The sequence below is a fragment of the Arthrobacter sp. NPDC057013 genome (genome assembly GCF_042674585.1).
In the GTDB taxonomy this organism is placed as follows: domain Bacteria; phylum Actinomycetota; class Actinomycetes; order Actinomycetales; family Micrococcaceae; genus Arthrobacter.
On the sequence record NZ_JBHUSE010000001.1, the window covers coordinates 329,521 to 347,650 of the forward strand.

General features: G+C 64.8%; 18 protein-coding genes. 10 read left to right on the forward strand and 8 right to left on the reverse strand.

The features are described from left to right. Window positions 1-29 precede the first annotated feature (29 nt). Window positions 30-1,346, forward strand: a complete 1,317-nt coding sequence (locus tag ACFTSA_RS01525) for a S1C family serine protease (RefSeq protein ID WP_377948971.1) — start codon at window positions 30-32, stop codon at window positions 1,344-1,346. A gap of 94 nt (window positions 1,347-1,440) precedes the next feature. Here the strand turns inward: ACFTSA_RS01525 and ACFTSA_RS01530 are convergent, their stop codons facing one another. Then, the gene (locus ACFTSA_RS01530; protein ID WP_377948972.1) at window positions 1,441-1,872 is read right to left on the reverse strand and encodes a hypothetical protein; all 432 of its coding nucleotides are present in this window, start codon (window positions 1,870-1,872) and stop codon (window positions 1,441-1,443) included. 206 nt (window positions 1,873-2,078) lie between these two features. Here ACFTSA_RS01530 and ACFTSA_RS01535 point away from each other — a divergent pair, with 206 nt between their 5' ends. Then, on the forward strand, window positions 2,079-3,410 hold the full coding sequence (locus tag ACFTSA_RS01535; protein ID WP_377948975.1) for a hypothetical protein: 1,332 nt from the start codon (window positions 2,079-2,081) through the stop codon (window positions 3,408-3,410). Window positions 3,411-3,424: 14 nt separating this feature from the next. Here ACFTSA_RS01535 and rox read toward each other — a convergent pair whose 3' ends face one another. Further along, complete coding sequence (gene rox / locus ACFTSA_RS01540; protein ID WP_377948977.1) at window positions 3,425-4,861, reverse strand: rifampin monooxygenase; 1,437 nt, start codon at window positions 4,859-4,861, stop codon at window positions 3,425-3,427. A 154-nt stretch (window positions 4,862-5,015) separates the two neighbouring features. On the opposite strand from rox, the gene ACFTSA_RS01545 reads away from it, so the two are divergent. From ACFTSA_RS01545 to ACFTSA_RS01555, 3 genes are all read left to right on the forward strand, one after another. Next, a complete protein-coding gene (locus ACFTSA_RS01545; protein WP_377948979.1) occupies window positions 5,016-5,612 on the forward strand; it encodes a TetR/AcrR family transcriptional regulator in 597 nt (198 codons plus the stop codon). Window positions 5,613-5,693: 81 nt separating this feature from the next. Continuing rightward, a complete protein-coding gene (locus ACFTSA_RS01550; protein ID WP_377948980.1) occupies window positions 5,694-6,338 on the forward strand; it encodes a LysE family translocator in 645 nt (214 codons plus the stop codon). A 137-nt stretch (window positions 6,339-6,475) separates the two neighbouring features. Continuing rightward, the gene (locus ACFTSA_RS01555) at window positions 6,476-6,964 is read left to right on the forward strand and encodes an Lrp/AsnC family transcriptional regulator (RefSeq protein WP_377948981.1); all 489 of its coding nucleotides are present in this window, start codon (window positions 6,476-6,478) and stop codon (window positions 6,962-6,964) included. Window positions 6,965-7,045: 81 nt separating this feature from the next. Here ACFTSA_RS01555 and ACFTSA_RS01560 read toward each other — a convergent pair whose 3' ends face one another. Together ACFTSA_RS01560 and ACFTSA_RS01565 are read right to left on the reverse strand one after the other, a co-directional pair. Further along, window positions 7,046-8,467, reverse strand: coding sequence for an aldehyde dehydrogenase family protein (locus ACFTSA_RS01560; protein WP_377948986.1), 1,422 nt, complete (start codon window positions 8,465-8,467; stop codon window positions 7,046-7,048). Beyond that, on the reverse strand, window positions 8,460-9,509 hold the full coding sequence (locus ACFTSA_RS01565) for a homoserine dehydrogenase (RefSeq protein WP_377948988.1): 1,050 nt from the start codon (window positions 9,507-9,509) through the stop codon (window positions 8,460-8,462). Before ACFTSA_RS01565 ends, ACFTSA_RS01560 begins: the two co-directional genes overlap by 8 nt. 301 nt (window positions 9,510-9,810) lie before the next feature. On the opposite strand from ACFTSA_RS01565, the gene ACFTSA_RS01570 reads away from it, so the two are divergent. Beyond that, entirely contained in the window at window positions 9,811-11,250 is a 1,440-nt protein-coding gene (locus tag ACFTSA_RS01570; protein WP_377948990.1) for an amino acid permease, read from the forward strand. A 123-nt stretch (window positions 11,251-11,373) separates the two neighbouring features. After that, on the forward strand, window positions 11,374-12,189 hold the full coding sequence (locus ACFTSA_RS01575; protein WP_377948992.1) for an IclR family transcriptional regulator: 816 nt from the start codon (window positions 11,374-11,376) through the stop codon (window positions 12,187-12,189). Here the strand turns inward: ACFTSA_RS01575 and ACFTSA_RS01580 are convergent. The 3 genes from ACFTSA_RS01580 to ACFTSA_RS01590 all read right to left on the reverse strand — a co-directional run bounded on the left by ACFTSA_RS01580 (window position 12,182) and on the right by ACFTSA_RS01590 (window position 14,219). Continuing rightward, window positions 12,182-12,961 carry an IclR family transcriptional regulator gene (locus tag ACFTSA_RS01580; protein ID WP_377948995.1) on the reverse strand — a complete coding sequence of 260 codons (780 nt, stop codon included), beginning with the start codon at window positions 12,959-12,961 and terminating at the stop codon, window positions 12,182-12,184. The two genes, ACFTSA_RS01575 and ACFTSA_RS01580, sit on opposite strands and share 8 nt — an antisense overlap. Window positions 12,962-13,032: 71 nt before the next feature. Further along, window positions 13,033-13,785 (reverse strand): cyclase family protein, encoded by a 753-nt coding sequence (locus tag ACFTSA_RS01585; protein WP_377948998.1) that lies wholly within the window; start codon window positions 13,783-13,785, stop codon window positions 13,033-13,035. Next, on the reverse strand, window positions 13,782-14,219 hold the full coding sequence (locus ACFTSA_RS01590) for a hypothetical protein (protein WP_377949000.1): 438 nt from the start codon (window positions 14,217-14,219) through the stop codon (window positions 13,782-13,784). The genes ACFTSA_RS01585 and ACFTSA_RS01590 overlap by 4 nt, the downstream gene beginning before the upstream one ends. A gap of 150 nt (window positions 14,220-14,369) precedes the next feature. On the opposite strand from ACFTSA_RS01590, the gene mmuM reads away from it, so the two are divergent. Next, the gene (mmuM, locus tag ACFTSA_RS01595; protein WP_377949807.1) at window positions 14,370-15,323 is read left to right on the forward strand and encodes a homocysteine S-methyltransferase; all 954 of its coding nucleotides are present in this window, start codon (window positions 14,370-14,372) and stop codon (window positions 15,321-15,323) included. A gap of 14 nt (window positions 15,324-15,337) precedes the next feature. Here the strand turns inward: mmuM and ACFTSA_RS01600 are convergent, their stop codons facing one another. Beyond that, a complete protein-coding gene (locus ACFTSA_RS01600) occupies window positions 15,338-15,763 on the reverse strand; it encodes a hypothetical protein (RefSeq protein ID WP_377949001.1) in 426 nt (141 codons plus the stop codon). Window positions 15,764-15,923: 160 nt separating this feature from the next. Here ACFTSA_RS01600 and ACFTSA_RS01605 point away from each other — a divergent pair, with 160 nt between their 5' ends. Together ACFTSA_RS01605 and ACFTSA_RS01610 are read left to right on the forward strand one after the other, a co-directional pair. Then, complete coding sequence (locus ACFTSA_RS01605) at window positions 15,924-16,853, forward strand: ABC transporter ATP-binding protein (protein ID WP_377949003.1); 930 nt, start codon at window positions 15,924-15,926, stop codon at window positions 16,851-16,853. Between the two features lie 4 nt (window positions 16,854-16,857). Continuing rightward, window positions 16,858-18,105 carry an ABC transporter permease gene (locus tag ACFTSA_RS01610; RefSeq protein WP_377949005.1) on the forward strand — a complete coding sequence of 416 codons (1,248 nt, stop codon included), beginning with the start codon at window positions 16,858-16,860 and terminating at the stop codon, window positions 18,103-18,105. Window positions 18,106-18,130 lie beyond the last annotated feature (25 nt).

Here is an 18,130-nt window from a genome sequence, read left to right on the forward strand (position 1 = left end):
GCCGGAGCGTACCGCCTGAGGAGCCACACATGTACACGGAGACCAGCCACAATCCTGTCCCTCATACCGATGTTCCGCAGGGGACCGCCCCTCTGCCCACGCTCCCTCCGGCAGCACCCCACCTGGCGTTCAGCCCTGTCCCGCCGGCGCCACCGGTCCGGCCCCGGGACAGGAGGAGGGTCGGTCCCGCGGTCTTCGTCACGTGCCTCGTGGCGGCGGGGCTGCTGGGCGGCGGGGTGGCATCCGGGGCCGCGGCCCTGTGGCCGGACGCGCCGGCGGCGACGACCGGCACGGGTCAGGCTGCGGTCAGCCCGGTCATCGTCAACAACACGGAGAGCGTCAACGCCGTCACGGCCGCGGCGCAGAAGGCCTCGCCCAGCGTGGTCACGATCAGCGTCAGTTCCGGCAGCTCAGGCGGCACCGGTTCGGGCATCATCCTGGACACCGAAGGCCACATCCTGACGAACACGCACGTGGTGACCCTGGACGGCGCGGCGGCGGATGCCGCCGTCGAGGTCCGCACCAACGACGGGAAGGTGTACACGGCAACCATTGTGGGCACTGACCCGCTTTCCGACCTGGCTGTCATCAAGATCGACGCCGACGGGCTAACCCCGGCGACTCTCGGTGACTCGGGTGCGGTCAACGTGGGCGACAAGGCCATCGCCATCGGCGCGCCGCTGGGACTCAGCGGCACGGTCACGGACGGCATCGTCTCCGCGGTGAACCGCACCATCGAGACGGCGTCCTCCGCCACGTCCGACGGCGGATCCTCCTCCCAGGGCACGTCGCCGTTCGGTTCGCAGCAGGGCCTTTCGGCCTCCGCCCAGGACTCGATCAGCATCAACGTCATCCAGACGGACGCAGCCATTAACCCCGGCAACTCCGGCGGCGCCCTGGTCAACGCGCAGGGCGAGATCATCGGCGTCAACGTGGCCATCGCGTCCGCGGGATCCTCGTCGTCCTCGTCGACCCAGAGCGGGAACATCGGCGTCGGCTTCTCCATCCCCGTCAACCAGGCGAAGCGGGTGGCGGAAGAGATCATCTCCACTGGCAAAGCGACCCATGGCCAGCTGGGACTGTCCGTTCAAGACAAAACGTCAGGGCCGTCGTCGGACTTCACCGCCGGCGCCGAGGTGGCCTCGGTGACCTCCGGCTCCGCCGCGGACAAGGCCGGGCTGAAGGCCGGGGACATGGTGACCGGACTGGCCGGCCGGACCGTGACCGACGCCTCCGAGCTGACCGCCGCCGCCCGCGAACAGGCCGCCGGGGCCACGGTGAAGATCACCTTCCAGCGCGGCGGCCAGGAGCGGACCGCGGACATCACCCTGGACGCGGCCTCCTAAGCCGTCCCTAAATGGGGACATAAATCGGCCGCCGCTTCCACGGGGGAGCGGCGCCCACGTTTACCCAGTTTGCTACGTACGCCGCGAGGGCTGGCTAGGGGCTGGCGGTCCACTTCCAGTCCACGGTTGAGTCGGTCAGATTTGCCCGGCAGAATTTGGTGGCAGTCTGGGAATCGTCGTGTCCCATCTGGTAGCCGAATTCGATGCCGAGTTCGTAACCGGAGGCGCCGTTGGGCAGCGGGACCGCCCTGATATCGCCAAGATACTTGACACTCACCAGGGTCACCTTCGGGGCGGCGCGCAACTGGCCGGGCGCGGCGGCGGACGCCCCCGAGACCTCGGCCTTGAGCCGGTCCAGGCACAGGTTTTTGACGCGCTGCTGCACGCCCTCATCGACGGCTCCTGCGGTCGACGCAGCGGGGTCGGCCCCCGATGATGAGGGCTGCGCCCCCGGCGGGCCGCAGGATGCCAAGGCCGCAGCCGCAGAAAGCGCGAGAATCATCAGGGCCCCACCGGATCGCTTCATGGCGCCCCCCGTTGATCGATCGTGGAAGCCGCGAGCTCCCGTCCAAGCACCACGAATTCTCCGGAAGGCACCTTGGGGAAACCCGGGGCCAGCCCCAAAATGAATGCCCCCCACCCTGCAGCAAGCGCAGGGTTCCTCTAAGGCGGCAGGAATACGCTCCGGGCAGCCGGGGCCGCAGTGGGCTCCCCATAAGTACGGAGAGTTCCATGAGCAGACTCGTCAGGTCTCCCTATGCTGCCCTGTTTATGGCGGTCACCTTTGCCTCCCTGGCTTTCGGAAGCCTGGCTGCCCCCGCGTCGGCGGCCGGCACCACCTACTTCCTCAGCGCCGCGGGCAGCGACACCAACTCCGGGACGTCCAGCGCGGCGCCCTGGAAAACCCTTAACAAGCTCAACACCGCGGTCCTCCAGCCCGGGGACACCATCAGCCTGCGCAAGGGGGACACCTTCACCGGCGGCCTCGTGACGGCCCAGAGCGGGACCTCCACGGCACCGATCACGGTGAACGGTTACGGCACCGGCGCCGCACCCGTGGTCACCGGCGGCAAGTCCGGCAACTGCGTCCGCGTCAACGGGAATTTCACCACCGTTGACGGCCTCCGCGCCGTCTCCTGCGGCTACGCGGGTTTCAGCATCACCGGCGACCGGAACACCGTGCAGAACTCGAGCGCCTCCAACAACGCCGCGGGCATCAAGATCGGGACCGGCTCGGACTTCGGCAAGTACACCGGCAACACGCTGACGAACAACAACATCGAGAACGTCAACACGCAGGGAACCAACTGCGGAACCGCCCAGGCCGTCAACTGCAGCGACGATTCGGGCGCCTTCGGCATCCTCATCAACGGCAATGACAACGAGGTCACCGCCAACACCATCTCCGGTTCGGCCGCCGCATCCTTCGACTTCGCCGTGGACGGCGGCGCCATCGAAATCTTCAACGGCAACCGGAACAACATCCACCACAACATCGCACTGGACAACAACAGCTTCTCCGAAATCGGACGCTCATCCGGAACGGCCGACGGGAACACCTACCGCTACAACCTCGTCCGTTCAACCTGCGGCACCCTCTGCGCCCAGGCCAAAGGCTTCATCGCCCGCGGCCCCAGCACCAGCTTCGGACCCACCAACGGCACCGTCATCGAGTTCAACACCGTCTACCTGAACGGCCCCCAGTCGCAGGCCGTGGTCTGCCACGCCCAATGCCCCTCCTCGACAGTCATCAGGGGGAACGTCCTGGTAGGCGTCAAGAACTCACTCTGGATCAACGGCACCGGCTGGACCGAGAAAGAAAACGTGTTTACCGGGCCTGTCAACGTCACCCCGAGCCCGACGTCGCGGCGGGTGCCTTCCGTGGGTTTCGTGACCACGGGAACCGACTTCCACCTCACCGCCGGCAGCGCCGCCGTTGACCTCACGTCCTCGAGCACCGCCGCCCTGGACCTGGACGGCCGGCCTGTGCCTCAGGACGGCAACTGCAACGGCACGGCCACGGCCGACGCCGGAGCCTACGAATACGACTCGCCGAACTGCTGACGCCCCATTACGCGTCAGCTGGCGGCGCCCTCGGAGGCGGCGCCGAACCATCGCTTCAGGTGGCGGAACAGGTCTTCCTGTTCGTCGCCGATCCAGGCGACGTGGCCATCCGGCCGGAGCAGGACCGCGGGTGCGTCCAGTTCGTCGCTGCCATCCGCAACGAGATCCACGCGGTCAGTCCACCCCGCCGCGGACAGTTTGCCGGTCTGGTCAAGCAGGAGCCCTCGGCCTTCACGGGTGAGTTCGTAGAGGCGGCCCCGCGACAGCGGGATGTCGCGGAGGCGCCTGCCGAGCAGTGCTGGCCCCTCGCCGAGGTCGTACCGGACCCCGATCGAACTGATCCTTTCGGCCAGAAACCGGCTGACGTCGTCGAACTCCATCAGCTCAGCGAGCAGGCGGCGCATGGCCTGGGGGCCGGGCTCGGGTGAGATCAGTTCGCTCTGGGCGCGGGTGATGGTCAGGACATCGGCGGCGACCGGGTGGCGCTCGCTGAAGTAGGTGTCCAGCAGCCCGTCCGGCGCCCAGCCCTTGACCTCGGCGGCGAGCTTCCAGCCGAGGTTGAAGGAGTCCTGGATGCCGAGGTTCAGCCCCTGCCCTCCCAGCGGCGGGTGGATGTGCGCCGCGTCGCCGGCGAGGAACACCCGGCCTGCGCGGTATTGCTCGGCCAACCGGGTGGCGTCGCTGAACCGGGTTATCCAGCGCGGTGAGTGGACGCCGAAGTCGGTGCCGGCGTGGGCGCGCAGCTGCGTCCGGAGCTCCTCGAGGGTGGGCGGGACCGAGCGGTCCTCGGCCACGGTGGCCGCCGGCACGACGGCGCGGAACAGGCCGTTCCCGGCCGGGCCGACGCCGAACCCCCTGTGCGTCTTGCGCACTTCGTTTACGACGGCGGCCAGCTCGTCCGGGGGAGTGGTCACCTCCATCTCGCTGTGGATCCACTCAGTCGTGGCGGGGTCGCCGGGGAAGCCGATGCCGAGCTGCCGCCGCACCAGGCTGCGTCCGCCGTCGCAGCCGACCAGCCAGCTTGCGCGGAGCCGGGTGCCGTCGGCTTCGACGGTCACGCCGTCGTCGTCCTGCTCGAAGCCCGTCACCTCACAGCCGCGGCGGACTTCCGCTCCGAGTTCGACGGCGTGCTCCGCCAGCAGGCGGTCAGTGACCGGTTGCGGGATGCCGAGGATGTAGGCGTGGGCGGTGTCCAGGTCCGCCGGCAGCGGTTTGTCGATTCCGGCGAAGCGCCCGACGCCGGGATACTGCTGCCCGGCCGCGAGGAACCGGTCCAGCAGCCCGCGCTGGTCCATGATCTCGATGCTGCGCGGGTGCAGGCCGAGCGAGCGGACGGCCTGGGTCGGCTCCGCGTCCTTCTCCAGCACGAGCACGTCCACGCCGTGCAGCCGCAGCTCGCTGGCCAGCATCATCCCAGTCGGGCCGCCGCCGCTAATGATTACGTCAAACATGTGAGAACCCCAATCCAAAAGTCGCCGCGGCCAACCATTCTTGCGGAGGGGAGGGGCCTTGCGGCAAGCCCCCTGCCGACCTATATTCTGAAAATGGCAGGGCCGGACAGACCCGTCTGTCTTGTTTCCAAGCTGTTCGTTGTAATATCCGGTTGTGGACACCTCAGATTGGACCGAGCAGCCAGGGCGCCCTGCAGCGGGCAGTCCGCCGGAGAGGATCCTTGCCGTCGCCTACGAACTGTTCGCCCGGCGCGGGATCCGTGATGTGGGGGTCGACGAGCTGATCCGTGCCTCAGGGGTGGCCAAGGCCACCTTCTACAGGCACTTCCACTCCAAGGACGACGTCGTCCTGGCATTCCTCGAGCAGTGGTACCGGGAACGCACAGCCGCGATCGAGGACGCCATCGCCCGGCGCGGAAGCCGCGGAGAGGCGGCCATGCTGACTATCTTCGACGTCTTCGACGACTGGTTCCGCCAAGGCGCGGCCCAGGTCAGCTCCTTCCTGCACGTGATGATGGAAATGGGCCCCGACCACCCCCTCGGGAAAGCGAGCATCCAGTACCTGGAGAAGACCCGGGAGCAGATCGCCGACCTCGCAAAAGCTGCCGGCCTCGACAACCCATACGACTTCGCCTGGTCCATCCACATCCTGATCAAGGGAGCCATCGTGGCCGCAGCCGAAGGGGACCCCCGTGCCGCTGCCCGCGCCAAGGACATGGCCACCCTGCTCGTGGGCAGCCACCAGAAGTAGCCAGGGCTGCGCCACCGCCCATGGTTCCTCCGGGCGGACGGACTTTCGTGAAGAAAGCACCCATCAGGGATAATCGTCCCCATGACCCTCGCTTCGCTCGCTGCCTTCGCCGGACTGTGCCTCATTCTGTCCCTGACGCCCGGACCGGACACGTTCCTGGTGCTGCGCATTGCGTTGAACCGGCCCAGCGCGGGGATTGCTGCCGCTGCGGGCTCGGCGGTGGCAGCCATCGGATGGGCGGGCCTTGTCGGCGTCGGCCTGGCCGCGATCCTGGAACAGTCCGCGGAGGTGTTCCGCTGGCTCAAGATCGCGGGCGGCCTCTACCTGCTGTACCTGGGTATTTCCTCGTTCCTGAAGACCCGGAAGGCCGCCAAAAACGGCATGGCAGCGGACGGCAAAGAAGGTAGCACGCTTCGCTACAGCAACCTCGCCGGCTTCGGCGCGGGGGCGCTGTCCACGCTGCTCAACCCCAAAGTCGGCCTGTTCTACCTGGCTGTAGTTCCGCAGTTCATCCCGCAGGGCGGCGACACCATGGGCACCGCGATGATCCTCGGCGCGGTGGAGGCAGTCATCGGTTTCGCCTACCTGGCCGTCGTCGCGCTCATTGCTTACAAGGCGATGGGGTGGCTGCGGCGCCCAAAGGTGAGCACCGGCGTCGAACGCGTCAGCAGCGGCATTGTTGCCGCCCTCGGCGCCGGCGTCATCGCCTCCGGCGCGAGCAGCTAATCCCCGCCATTTAGAATCAGCGGAAGCATGGCCGCCGAGGAAGACGCGACAGCGGCCACTGGATGTGACCATCATTTTTTCTCGGGGCTTTCGGTCCTGGAACTGGATTTTGCCCGGGGTGCCCGGGACGGATTGCTTTGAAAGATGAGGATCGAGTGAATCTTGATCGGATAGATCAGCGGATCCTTGCGGAGCTCACGAGGAACGCGCGCGTGAGTCATGCCGAACTGGCGACCAAAGTCTTGCTCTCACGCAATGCCGTGCGCCAGCGGGTGGACCGGATGGAACGGCAAGGGTATATCCAGGGATATACCGTGGTCGGCGGTACGCCCGGACAAGGACCCGTTTCGGCGTTCCTGATGGTCTACAGGAAAGACCGGGTGCGGGGCTCGGACGTTATCACCGTTTTGCGGTCAATTCCGGAAGTGGTGCTGTGCGACGTCGTGAGCGGTGAATTTGATCTTCTGGTGCGTCTCGAAGCGCGGTCTTTGGAGAGGATCCAGGAGATCTGGGAGCAAATCGCTGCCCTTCCGGGAGTCACGGACACCGTGACGGCCATGACGCTGTCCAGCGTTATCAGGCGCGGCGCCGGGGCCGCCACCGAGGGCGCCAGCGCCACGGAGTAGCTGCTTCAGGAGCCCTGAGCCCTTCCTCCAAGGTTGCGGCTCTTCGTCCAAGGTTGCGGCGAAGGCAGCGAATGCGGGTCGTCATGGTTTCGTGTTCTTGATACAGACAACCTTCGGCTGTGTCATCTCCTCGTAGGCGAAATGGACGCCCTCCCTGCCCATGCTTCCGTATTTGGAACCCCCGAACGGCATGCCGTCGAAGCGGTAGTCCGAAGATTCATTGATCATGACGCCGCCTGCCTCGATTCGGCGGGCCGCTTCCATAGCGTTGCCCAGGGAATTCGTGAAGATGCCTGCGTGAAGGCTGAAGTCGATGGCGTTTGCGACGTCGATGGCATCTTCGAAGCTGTTGAAGGCATGAAGCATGACCACGGGCCCGAACACTTCCTCCTTCCACAGTCTGCTGTCCGCCGGAACTCCCTCCAGTACGGTCGGCTGAAGCACGTTTCCGTCGGTGACGTTGCCCGCGAGAAGGACGGCACCGGCGTCGATCGATTCATCCAGCTTGGACTGCAACTCGCCCAACGCCGCAGGGCTGATCATCGGCCCGACGTCTGTCCGCTCGTCCGACGGGTCGCCGACAACCAAACGTGCCGTCGCCGCCAGGAACCGCTCGCGGAACTCGCCGTACAAGGGCCTGGCCACGAGGACCCGCTGCACCCCCACGCAGTTCTGGCCGGCTGCCCAGAACGCTCCTGAGACGCAGGATTCCACGGCGTCGTCCAGGTCGGCGTCATCCAGCACAATGACAGGAGCATTCCCGCCGAGGTCCATGGACAGCTTCTTCAGGCCAGCCGAACGTGCGATGCTCTCACCTGTGGCGAACCCGCCGGTGAAGGACACCATGCGTACGTCCCTGGACCTGATGATAGTTTCGGCCACCTGCCGGTCTCCATGGACAACGGTGAGGACCCCGGGCGGAAGTCCGGCGTCGACGAGGGTGTCGGTGAGCAGTTGCGCCGACAGGGGAGTGAGCGCTGAGGGCTTGAGGACGACGGCGTTTCCTCCTGCGATGGCTGGGCCCACCTTGTGTGCCACCAGGTTGAGAGGGTCGTTGAAGGGCGTGATCGCCGCAATGATGCCGAGCGGTTCCCGCGAGTACCACCCGGTGCGGTCTTCCGAGCCTTCGTAAGAGTCAAAGGGGATGACCTCGCCGGCGTTTCTGCGAGCCTCGGCCGCGGACAAACGGAGGGTGTTGACCGCGCGCAGCACTTCCTTCCGCGCCTGCCGGATGGTCTTTCCGGACTCCGCCACGATGGTCCGGGCAAATTCTTCGCTTCGTTGCTCAATGTCCGCCGCGGCAGTGTCGAGGATTTTCCCACGTGCATTGCGGGACAAATCCCGGGCCTTCCGCGCACCGGCCCGGGCAACCTCGAGCACGGCTTCGCCGGCGAGGGCATCGGTCAGCGGAACCGCACCGACCACCCTGCCGTCGTAGGGGCTTGTCACGTCACGGAACTGCGTCAGCACCGCTTCCGCGGCGCAAAGCGTGGATTCAGACATGCGCGGCTGCCCCTGCCTTGGCTGCGTGCATCGCGATGATGTCGGAGAGCAGGGCGTAGGCGGTTTCCACACGGCCGGCTCCCGGTCCTGAGACCGTGACTGGGCCAAGGAGGTCTGTGTCGAAGGAGGCGGCGTTCGTGGCGCCTGAAATCCCGGCGAGTCCATGGTCGAGGGGGAGGGCTGTAGGTGCTACGCCGGCGGTCACGGTTCCATCAGGATTTCGCCGTGCCGAACCGACGAGCTTCCAGCGGCGTCCCTCCTGGCTTGCCTTCCGGAGATCTTCCCGAGTGACCGTCGAGATCCCCTTGCGCTGGACGTCCTTGAGCTCGATGCCCGCTTCGAGCAGTTCGTTGGCCAGGATCAGGACCTTGAGCTGGACGTCGTAGCCTTCGATGTCTGCGGCGGGGTTTGCTTCGGCGTAACCGAGTGCCTGTGCTTCCTGGATGGCTGCCTCGAAGTCAAGTCCCGCCTCCATTCGCCCGAGCACGTAGTTGCTGGTGCCGTTGAGGATGCCTTCGAACGCGTTCAGCTTCAGGCCCGCGAACATCTTCTTCGCCAAACGAATGACTGGCGTGCCGCTCATCACGGCTCCTTCAAACTCGAAGTGCACACCATTCTGTTCGGCCAGCGAAGTCAGCTCGGCCCCACGCAGGGCGACCGGGCCCTTGTTCGTGGTGCAGACGCTCTTGCCGGACTCGAGTGCCCAGCGTACGTGCGAGACTGCGGGCTCGCCGTCGTCGGGATTCGTGAAGGTGGCTTCGCAGATGATGTCGGCCGTGCAGGTGCGGATGACTGACTCATTGTTGGTGTCGGCAGACCCGCCGTGCTCGGCGAACGTTTCGCTGCCGGCCAGGTTCAGGGCCAGGGGGAGGTCAACGCCTTCGGGCCGAACGAGGGATCCGAGCCGGAGGTCGGTGATGGCAACGACCCGCAGGCCGAAGCCCAGCTCGGAATTAAGTGCCTCGCCGCGGGCCGCGATCAGTTCCGCCAGGGTCCTGTTGACGCCGCCAAAGCCGATCAGCGCAATGTCGTAGGTGGTCATGGTGCTCCTTCAATCAGTTACATCGGTCCTCCAATGTTCACCGCGTTCCATGTCAGCCAGGGCATGTGATTCCGACCGAAAAACAGGGCGAATCGACCATCCGCATGCCGATTCGACATGTAGCGGAAAAGAAGTATGCGTGCAACATATGCATGTTTAAATGTTTTTAATGACTAAATGGATCCACTTCGTGTTACCTTCATCACTACCCCGAAAGCAGCCCCGGCCATCCGGTGGCCCCGCTGCCCAATACATTGGGCCCATTTCTCATCTGACCTGACCCACCCAACTGGGAGACACCATGGAACCCTCACAGTCCGTCACGCTTGAACCACAACCCGCCGGCCCGCCGTTGGCCGAATCCGGGCTCCGCCGGTCCATGGGACCGCGGCATCTGGTCATGATTGCCATGGGCGGCGTGATCGGCTCCGGGCTCTTCCTGAGTTCGGGCTATACGATCTCCCAGGCGGGGCCGCTCGGTGCGGTGATCGCCTATCTGATCGGTTCCTTCGTTGTGTACCTCGTGATGGCTTGCCTCGGTGAACTAGCCATCGCGTACCCGGTCTCAGGCGCCTTTCACATCTACGCTGCACGGTCGATTGGCCCCGCCACGGGTTTTGCGACGGCCTGGCTCTATTGGCTCTGCTGGGCTGTGGCAATCGGCTCTGAATTCACAGCCGCCGGGCTCCTGATGCAGCGATGGTTTCCCAGCATAGACGTATGGGTCTGGTGCGTCGTTTTCGCGGCGATACTGTTCGTATCCAACGCAATTTCTTCGAGGTTCTTCGGCGAATCAGAGTTTTGGTTCTCCATCATCAAGGTCGGCACCATCATCGTCCTGATCGTGCTCGGCGGCGCTGCCCTCGTCGGTTTCCACCCCTTGGCCGCCTCGGGCAACCACCCGTTCCTGTTCGAGAATTTCAATACACCCGGCGGTCTCTTCCCGAACGGCTTCACCGGTGTCCTCATTACTGCGCTGGCCGTGTTCTACGCCTTTTCCGGTTCTGAGCTCATCGGCGTGGCTGCTGGCGAAACGGCTGATCCGGCCACCAGCATCCCGAAGGCGATGCGGACCACGGTTTTCCGCTTGCTGATCTTCTTTGTGGGCGCAATTGCCGTCATCGCCGCAACCCTCCCGTTTGACCAGGTCGGAGTGGATCAGAGCCCGTTCGTCAGCGTCTTTTCATCGATCGGTATTCCGTTCGCCGCGGACATCATGAACTTCGTCATCATTACCGCTCTCCTTTCCGCGGGCAACAGTGGCCTGTACTCCTGCGCACGGATGCTCTACTCCCTTTCGGAGGAAGGGCATGCTCCGCGGGCGTTCCGCAAACTGACCCGTCGCGGAATCCCCATGATCGCTCTGTCCGTCAGTATGCTGGGTGGACTGGCTTCGCTCATCAGCAGCGTCGTTGCGCCGGAAACGGTATACCTCGCCCTTGTCTCGGTGGCGGGATTCGCCGTCGTCGGGGTCTGGATGTCAATCACCGCCTCACACTTCTTCCACCGAAGGTCCTTCGTCAAGAACGGCGGCAACGTCGCTGCTCTTTCTTACAGGGCCCCGCTCTACCCGCTGGTGCCCATCCTGGCGTTCTCGCTCTGCGTCATTTCGCTGATCGGCATCGCCTTTGACCCCAACCAGGTGGCCGCCCTCTACTTCGGAGTTCCCTTCGTCGGTGCCTGCTACGCCTTCTTCTATTTCAAGTACGGGCGCGGGGCCCGCGCCGCCGAGCTGGCCTAGCTGCATCTTCTCGTCAGCTTCGCGGCCTGGGGGCGTTCGTCTTCCGGCCGCGAAGATGACGGATGAACCGCACTGAGGACATGTGAGAATAGGCGTGGTTATCCGGAGGAAGGAGCGATGACAATGGATTCTTCCTCGGAAGCGTCGTCCATGGCACAGGGACTTCGGATTGTGCGGCTGGTCGCGGACCGGGAGAAGCGGGGCAGGCGGCTTCTCGGCGTTTCCCAACTTGCCACCGAACTCCAGATGGAACAGAGCCGTGTATCCCGGCTGACCCAGGAACTGTGTGACTTGCGGTTGCTGGAACGGGTTGAGCGGGGACCCTTCAGAATAGGTCCACGCTTTTTCGGCCTCGCGGCATCGCTCAACACCGGCTGGGTCAGCGAATCGAGGACCGTGCTTGAGGACTTGGTTGCTTCCCTGGGCCTCAGATGCCGCCTTTCCGTCCGGGACGGCTTCCGGGTTATTCTCTTGCGGGCTTCAAGCAACGACGCCCTCCCGGGCAGCTTTGTGAAGCCCGGCATGGTGACGCCCGCATGGTGCACCGGATCGGGCCGCGCACTGCTTTGGGACCATGATCAGGCCGGCATCCAAGACCTTCTAAAGGACGTCAACTTCATAGGCGTCGGCGGCCCGGGCGCGGCGCATTCACCGCTCGAAGTCGGTGGGCTGATGGATCGGGACCGGGGGCGCGGTTTCGTGGTGGCGGCTGAAGAATTCGAGTACGGAGTCTACGAGCTCGCCGTTCCGGTCCGTAATCCCGGCGGAAGCATTCTTGCATCGCTCTGCGTTCTTGGCGGCCAGCAGGAGATCGAGCCTGGTTCGAATGACATCGCCAAAGCCTTATTTGAGGCCGCCGAGAGACTGGGGCATTGCGACAGCGGAGTGGGGCAAGCCGGCCGGAGCGACACCCCTGCTCCACATGGCCTCCCTAGCTAAGCTCTTTCCCCGGCCCTGGATAGCCCAGCGCCGACTCAAGCCACGTTCCCCACGACATAAGCGCGGCAGCGCAGGATTCCCGCCGTGGTTCGAGGCGGGTCTTGGAACCCACGACTTGCAGGGCGGCCACCACATCGCCTTTGAAATCCCGGACGGGGACCGCCAAGGAATAGAGGCCAGGTTCCGCTTCTTCGTCCACAATGCAATATCCCCGCGACCGTGCGTCACGCAAGCGTGCCAGGAAGTCCTCCACGTCGACGGGAGTATTGGGGCCGTGGCGAACAAATGATGCGTTTGCCAAGACAGTCCGGACCTCCGCATCGGACGCTTCCCATAGCAATGCCTGGCCAGCGTCGCTGCAGTAGGCCGGGTACGGCCGGCCTAGCCAGGAGCCGACCATGTTGCTGCTTGCCGGAACCCATTCGCCGATGGTCACGGTGCTGTCGGCACTGAGCACTCCGAGGAAGCATCCTTCGTCAGTCTCGCCCGCCAAGCCTTCCAATGCGGTCAGGCCATCGCTCTGCAGTCGCTGCTCTGTCAACAGCTGGGCGTCCGTAAAGAGGGACCAATTCAGTGTGTATGACCGCAAGTCGCCGCGCTGAAGGAAGCCTTCCTGTTCGGCTCCCCGCAGGCTCCGGGAAACCTGGCTGCGGTCTTTGCCCAGATCATTTGCAATATCAGCGACCGTGCCGCCCGGGAGGCCTGCTGCGTTACGGGAGCCGACGGCAAGGACGGACATGATTCCGCGGCCCATGCTGGATGTCTTGGACATGGGTTCGATTCTAGCCAGGACGGACGCCTCTTTACGGACGCCTCTTTGCGGACGGCCCCTGGCGGATGGGGCTAGTGGATAGCGAAGACCCGCGCTGGAAATCCGCTGCCTCGCAGGGGCTTTGGCCACGTCGCGATGACGGCAGCGCCCGACTCTGGAAGGTCATCCAGGTTCGCCAGGAGCTCGATCTGCCATCTGTTCTGGGCCAGGACGTAGGTTTCCAGGCTGAAGTCCTGGCGGGAAGTAGCCAACCCGGGATCGGTGTCCGTCTGTTCGTGGCCGACAGCGGTGACCGAGCGCTCCTCAATCAGGAAGGACAGGACGTCCCTGGACCAACCCGGGGTGTGGCTGACGCCCTCCCTGTCCCTGTTCGCCATGGCGTCCGCGTCCGGCCAGCGGTGGCTCCACCCGGTCCGAAGCGCCACAAAGGACCCTGCGGGGACTTCGCCGTTGCGGCGCTCCCACTCCCGAATGTCATCCATGGTGGGGGTGGCGTCGTTATTGGTGCTGACCCGCCCGGTGATGTCCAGGATCACCAGCGGGAGGATCATTTCTGTTGCGGGAATCTGGTCCAAGGTCCGTCCCCCGCGGATGAAGTGCGACGGAGGATCGACGTGCGTTCCCCACTGCCCGATGATCGAATATCGGTGCGCTGTGAACCCGTCGCCCTTCTCCACGTCGAAGACAGCCTCCCTGGTTTCGTCGGGGAACGCCGGGAAATGCGGCTGGCCAGGATGGAACGCGTGCGTCAGATCGGTAAATGTCCTTCCGGAAAGTAACTGCCCCAAGCCGTTCCAAAAAGTTGTCGTGCCGGCTTCGATCATGATGCCACCCCGCTCCCGTATGTCACCGCGGGTGCGGTGCCGGAAACGCTGATGGGTGCGGACAATTCGATGACCGGCACCTCCCAGGGGTGGATTTCCACGAGGCGACGGGTGAGCCTGTCTACTGCAGCGTTGTCCAGCGCCGCGTCGAAATACGTGGTGAAGACAAACGTGGGCGAGAAGGTCTGCTGGCCCACCTGGCCCAATGTGGGGTTGGCTCCCTCTGCCACGGTGAATCCTTCGAACCCCAGCCCGGACTCAAACACGTGCCGGTAGATTCCGAAGTCCCCCAATTCCCCGGATGCCGCCAAGGCCCGGAGCAGGGCCGCGATGCCTTGGTCGTCTTTGAATGCTGCGGCTTCACCTTTCGCAAGCCGCGAAAAAGTCTCCGAGTCAATGGGCCAGTGCACCCGCAGTTTACGTACTGCCTTCATCTCAATGTTCAAAGTGCACGCCTCTTTCGTGGATCTGCCCGGACTGCTTGAATGGCCATGGTGACACAGTGTGATGGTCATTACAAGCAAGAAAAAATGCTTATGATGATCATCAGGACTTTCGTCTCAAACCCTTGGAGCTCTGAACCCATGTCCCGCAACACCACCCTGTCCCGTTTGCTCGGCTCCGGTGCGCATCTGACACTGGACGGCGGGCTTGCCACTGAGCTTGAAGCACACGGCTGCGATCTGGGCGATCCCCTGTGGTCGGCCAAGATCCTTTTGGAGCAGCCGCAACTGATCAAGCAGGTACATCGCGACTATTTTGACGCCGGCGCCGCAATCGCCAACACCGCGAGCTATCAGGCCACGCCGCAGGGATTTGCCAGGCGCGGCATTGGCGCGGCGGAAGCCTTGGAATTGGTAGCGTTGAGCGTTCGCCTGGCCGACGAGGCACGCCGGGAGTACCTGGCCCACAACCCCGGTGCCGGCCCCTTGCTCATCGCCGGGTCCGTTGGTCCGTACGGCGCATATCTCGCGGACGGTTCCGAATATCGGGGAGACTACATCCTCAGCCGGGAAGAATTCGTGGAGTTCCACAGGCCCCGCATCGCGGCCCTGGTGGAAGCCGGTGCCGATCTTCTAGCGTGCGAGACGCTGCCCTCTTTTGCAGAGGCTGAGGCTCTTTTGGCGCTCGTGGAAGAGTTCGACGTCGAATCCTGGTTTTCCTTCACGCTGCGGGACGGCGGACACATCAGCGACGGCACGCCCCTCGCTAAGGTGGCGGCGCTTTTTGGGGCGCAGCAGCATGTGGCGGCCATCGGCGTGAATTGTGTGCCATTGGAATTGGTGTCCCCGTCCCTTGGGGCCCTGGGCGAAGCCACCGACAAGCCACTGCTCGCGTACCCGAATTCGGGCGAAAGCTATGACGCCGCCGCTAAAACCTGGAAGCCTGGCAGCGGGACCCCCGGCTCCTGGCGGCCGTCGAGCCTCGCCGAAGGGGCTGGCGCCTGGCGTGACCTTGGTGCCCTCCTCATTGGCGGGTGCTGCAGGACGACGCCGCGGGACATCGCTGCCGTCGCAAGGCTGTCAACGAAAGGTTAGCCCCGCTGCCCGAACTACTTCTGGGCCCCGCGGGGCACGCTGTCCGGGTGCACCATGTCGCCGAAGCCGTGAACCATCCACCGGCCGTGGTCGGGCCGCCACACCAGCGTGATCAGCAGCGGGTCGTCCAGCACTGAGGCCGGTGTGATGAGCGCATGTTCCTTGGCTTCCCGGATGACCCGCATGTAGCAGACGTTGAGGTCTCCTTGTGCGTAGACGGCTTCCTGCAGCATGCCGGCGTCTTCGATGGAGTCCAGCAGCGCGGCGGCCACTTCGAAGGACCCCCAGAACGGGCGGGACTCCGGGGTCACGATCATGTGCAGGTCGTCCAGGTTCTTCGCCCTGTCGTGTAGGGCGCTGAAAAACCAGTACCCAATGCGGCGCGGATCATCGGCGATTTCCTGCGATTCTTCCGCTTCGAGGTCAAAGTCTCCGGTCATGGCACAAAGCTACTCGTGGGTCGGGCTGCTGACGAGACTTTCCCGGGAACGGTTGTGTGACCGTTAGGAGAATTCCCCGCTCTTGTCCGTCTGCGAGCGCATCCGGTGCCGGCACGCCGCCCAACCCAGACACCCGAATCGGTTCCGCTAGGCTGGCTGCATGACGTTGGGGGACGCGGCCGAGCCGCTTGTGCACATTAAGAACTTCCGCATGGACTTCGGGGAGACGACGGTCGTCAAAGACCTGTCCTTCGATGTCCGGGCCGGGGAGACCTTCGGGTTCCTGGGCAGCAACGGGTCGGGGAAGACCACCACGCTGCGGGCACTGCTCGGCATCTACCAGCCCACCGCCGGGACCCTGCACATCGGCGGGAAGGTCTTCGAGCCCAAGGACGGCGCACGGCTGGGGTACCTGCCGGAGGAGCGCGGCCTGTACAAGAAGGAAAACGTCCTGGACGTGATGGTCTACTTCGGCCGGCTCAAGGGCCTGAGTAAACACCGTGCCCGCGCCTGGTCCCATAACTACCTGGAGCGCGTCGGCCTCGCCGACAAGGCAGCAGTCCGGCTGGACAAGCTCTCCGGCGGCCAGCAGCAGAAGGTCCAGCTCGGCGTCACCATCATGAACGAACCTGACCTGCTCATCCTCGACGAGCCCACCAAGGGCTTCGACCCCGTGAACCGCCGGCTGCTGATGGACATCATCGAGGAACAGAAGCTCGCCGGCGCCACGGTCATCATGGTGACCCACCAGATGGAGGAAGTGGAGCGGCTGTGCGACCGGGTCATCCTGCTCAAGGACGGCACCTCCCGCGCGTACGGGACCGTCGCCGAAGTCCAGGACCAGTTCGGCGGCACCGTGTACCGGCTGGGCTACGCCGGCGTCCTGCCCGCCTCGGACCTGTACGACGTGGTGCGCGGCGGCGACGGGCACGCCGAGCTTGCCCCGGCCGCCGGCGCCGACGAAACGGCGGTCCTGCGCGAACTGATCGGGGCTGGCGTCGCGGTCAGAAGCTTCGCCACCGCTCGGGCGTCGCTCGAGGAAATCTTCATCCAGGTGTACGGGGAACAGCACGAAATGGCAGAGGTCTAGGACGATGGCACGCACCGCATTCAAACAGCACAACCTGGGCACCGTCGTCGGGTTCGAATTCATGCGCACCATCAAGAAGCGCGGGTTCATCATCGCCACCCTGGCCATCCCGGTGGTCTTCGCGATCATCTTCGCCCTCGTCTACGCCAGCAACTCCAGCACCTCGGCCAACGCCGACGCCCAGAAGAACTCGGCACTGACCTTCACGTACACGGATGCCTCCGGGCTCATCCCTGCAGCGCTGGCCCAGGCCGTCGGCGGGACCCTGACGTCGGACCCCGGCGGCGCGCTCGCTGCCGTCAGGAACGGCAGCAGCGAGGCGTACTTCGCCTACCCGGCCAACCCCGCCACCCAGCCGGTCAAGGTCTACGGCGCGGACAAGGGCATGTTCGAGAACGGCAAGTATGAGGCCGTGGCCAAGCACCTGCTCACCACCGCGGCCCAGTCCCGGGTCAATTCGCCGGAAGTCACCGCCGCCCTGAGCGGCGGGGTGAAGTTCGACGCCGAAACGTACCTGGACGGCCGGGTCTCCGGAGGCATCGGTTCAGTCATACCGCCGCTGCTGTTTCTGGTGATTTTCTATGTCAGCATCATCCTGCTGTCGAACCAGATGCTGAACAGCACGCTGGAGGAGAAGGAAAACCGGGTCACGGAGATGATCCTGACCACCCTGAACCCCACCACCCTGATCACCGGCAAGATCGTCTCCCTGTTCGCCGTCGGGCTTCTCCAGATAGCAGTGTTCCTCACGCCGGTCGCGCTCGCCTACTTCCTGTTCCGTGACTCCGTGTCCCTGCCCGACCTTGACCTGTCCTCCCTGATGTTCGAGCCCGTCCCGATGATCACCGGCGCGCTGCTGCTGCTGGGCGGGTTCACCCTGTTCACCGGCGTGCTCGTGGCGATCGGCGCGATCATGCCCACGGCCAAGGAAGCGGGCACCATCTTCGGCCCGTTGATGGCGCTCATCTTCGTGCCCTTCTACGCGGTCAGTCTCATCATCAGTGACCCCGAGGCCCTGATCGTGCAGGTCTTCACCTACTTTCCGCTCACCGCCCCCGTGACCGCGCTGCTCCGCAACGGCTTCGGAACCCTGGGCCCTGTCGAATCGGCCATCGTCATCGCCGAGGTCTTCATCGCCGGGTTCCTCGTCCTGCGCCTGGCCGTGCACCTGTTCCGCTACGGCTCCATCGAATACGGCCGCAAGCTCTCCATCGCCGGGACGTTCCGCCGGAAGGACCTGACCGCGAAGTAGGCGGCCGCTGCGGACGGGGTCCGCG

Excerpts from the sequence above, each read along its gene's own strand:
- ACFTSA_RS01525 (WP_377948971.1), top strand. The coding sequence starts at position 30 with ATGTACACGGAGACCAGCCACAATCCTGTCCCTCATACCGATGTTCCG.
- ACFTSA_RS01530 (WP_377948972.1), bottom strand. The coding sequence starts at position 1,872 with ATGAAGCGATCCGGTGGGGCCCTGATGATTCTCGCGCTTTCTGCGGCT.
- ACFTSA_RS01535 (WP_377948975.1), top strand. The coding sequence starts at position 2,079 with ATGAGCAGACTCGTCAGGTCTCCCTATGCTGCCCTGTTTATGGCGGTC.
- rox (WP_377948977.1), bottom strand. The coding sequence starts at position 4,861 with ATGTTTGACGTAATCATTAGCGGCGGCGGCCCGACTGGGATGATGCTG.
- ACFTSA_RS01550 (WP_377948980.1), top strand. The coding sequence starts at position 5,694 with ATGACCCTCGCTTCGCTCGCTGCCTTCGCCGGACTGTGCCTCATTCTG.
- ACFTSA_RS01560 (WP_377948986.1), bottom strand. The coding sequence starts at position 8,467 with ATGTCTGAATCCACGCTTTGCGCCGCGGAAGCGGTGCTGACGCAGTTC.
- ACFTSA_RS01565 (WP_377948988.1), bottom strand. The coding sequence starts at position 9,509 with ATGACCACCTACGACATTGCGCTGATCGGCTTTGGCGGCGTCAACAGG.
- ACFTSA_RS01570 (WP_377948990.1), top strand. The coding sequence starts at position 9,811 with ATGGAACCCTCACAGTCCGTCACGCTTGAACCACAACCCGCCGGCCCG.
- ACFTSA_RS01575 (WP_377948992.1), top strand. The coding sequence starts at position 11,374 with ATGGATTCTTCCTCGGAAGCGTCGTCCATGGCACAGGGACTTCGGATT.
- ACFTSA_RS01580 (WP_377948995.1), bottom strand. The coding sequence starts at position 12,961 with ATGTCCAAGACATCCAGCATGGGCCGCGGAATCATGTCCGTCCTTGCC.
- ACFTSA_RS01585 (WP_377948998.1), bottom strand. The coding sequence starts at position 13,785 with ATGATCGAAGCCGGCACGACAACTTTTTGGAACGGCTTGGGGCAGTTA.
- ACFTSA_RS01590 (WP_377949000.1), bottom strand. The coding sequence starts at position 14,219 with ATGAAGGCAGTACGTAAACTGCGGGTGCACTGGCCCATTGACTCGGAG.
- mmuM (WP_377949807.1), top strand. The coding sequence starts at position 14,370 with ATGTCCCGCAACACCACCCTGTCCCGTTTGCTCGGCTCCGGTGCGCAT.
- ACFTSA_RS01600 (WP_377949001.1), bottom strand. The coding sequence starts at position 15,763 with ATGACCGGAGACTTTGACCTCGAAGCGGAAGAATCGCAGGAAATCGCC.
- ACFTSA_RS01605 (WP_377949003.1), top strand. The coding sequence starts at position 15,924 with ATGACGTTGGGGGACGCGGCCGAGCCGCTTGTGCACATTAAGAACTTC.
- ACFTSA_RS01610 (WP_377949005.1), top strand. The coding sequence starts at position 16,858 with ATGGCACGCACCGCATTCAAACAGCACAACCTGGGCACCGTCGTCGGG.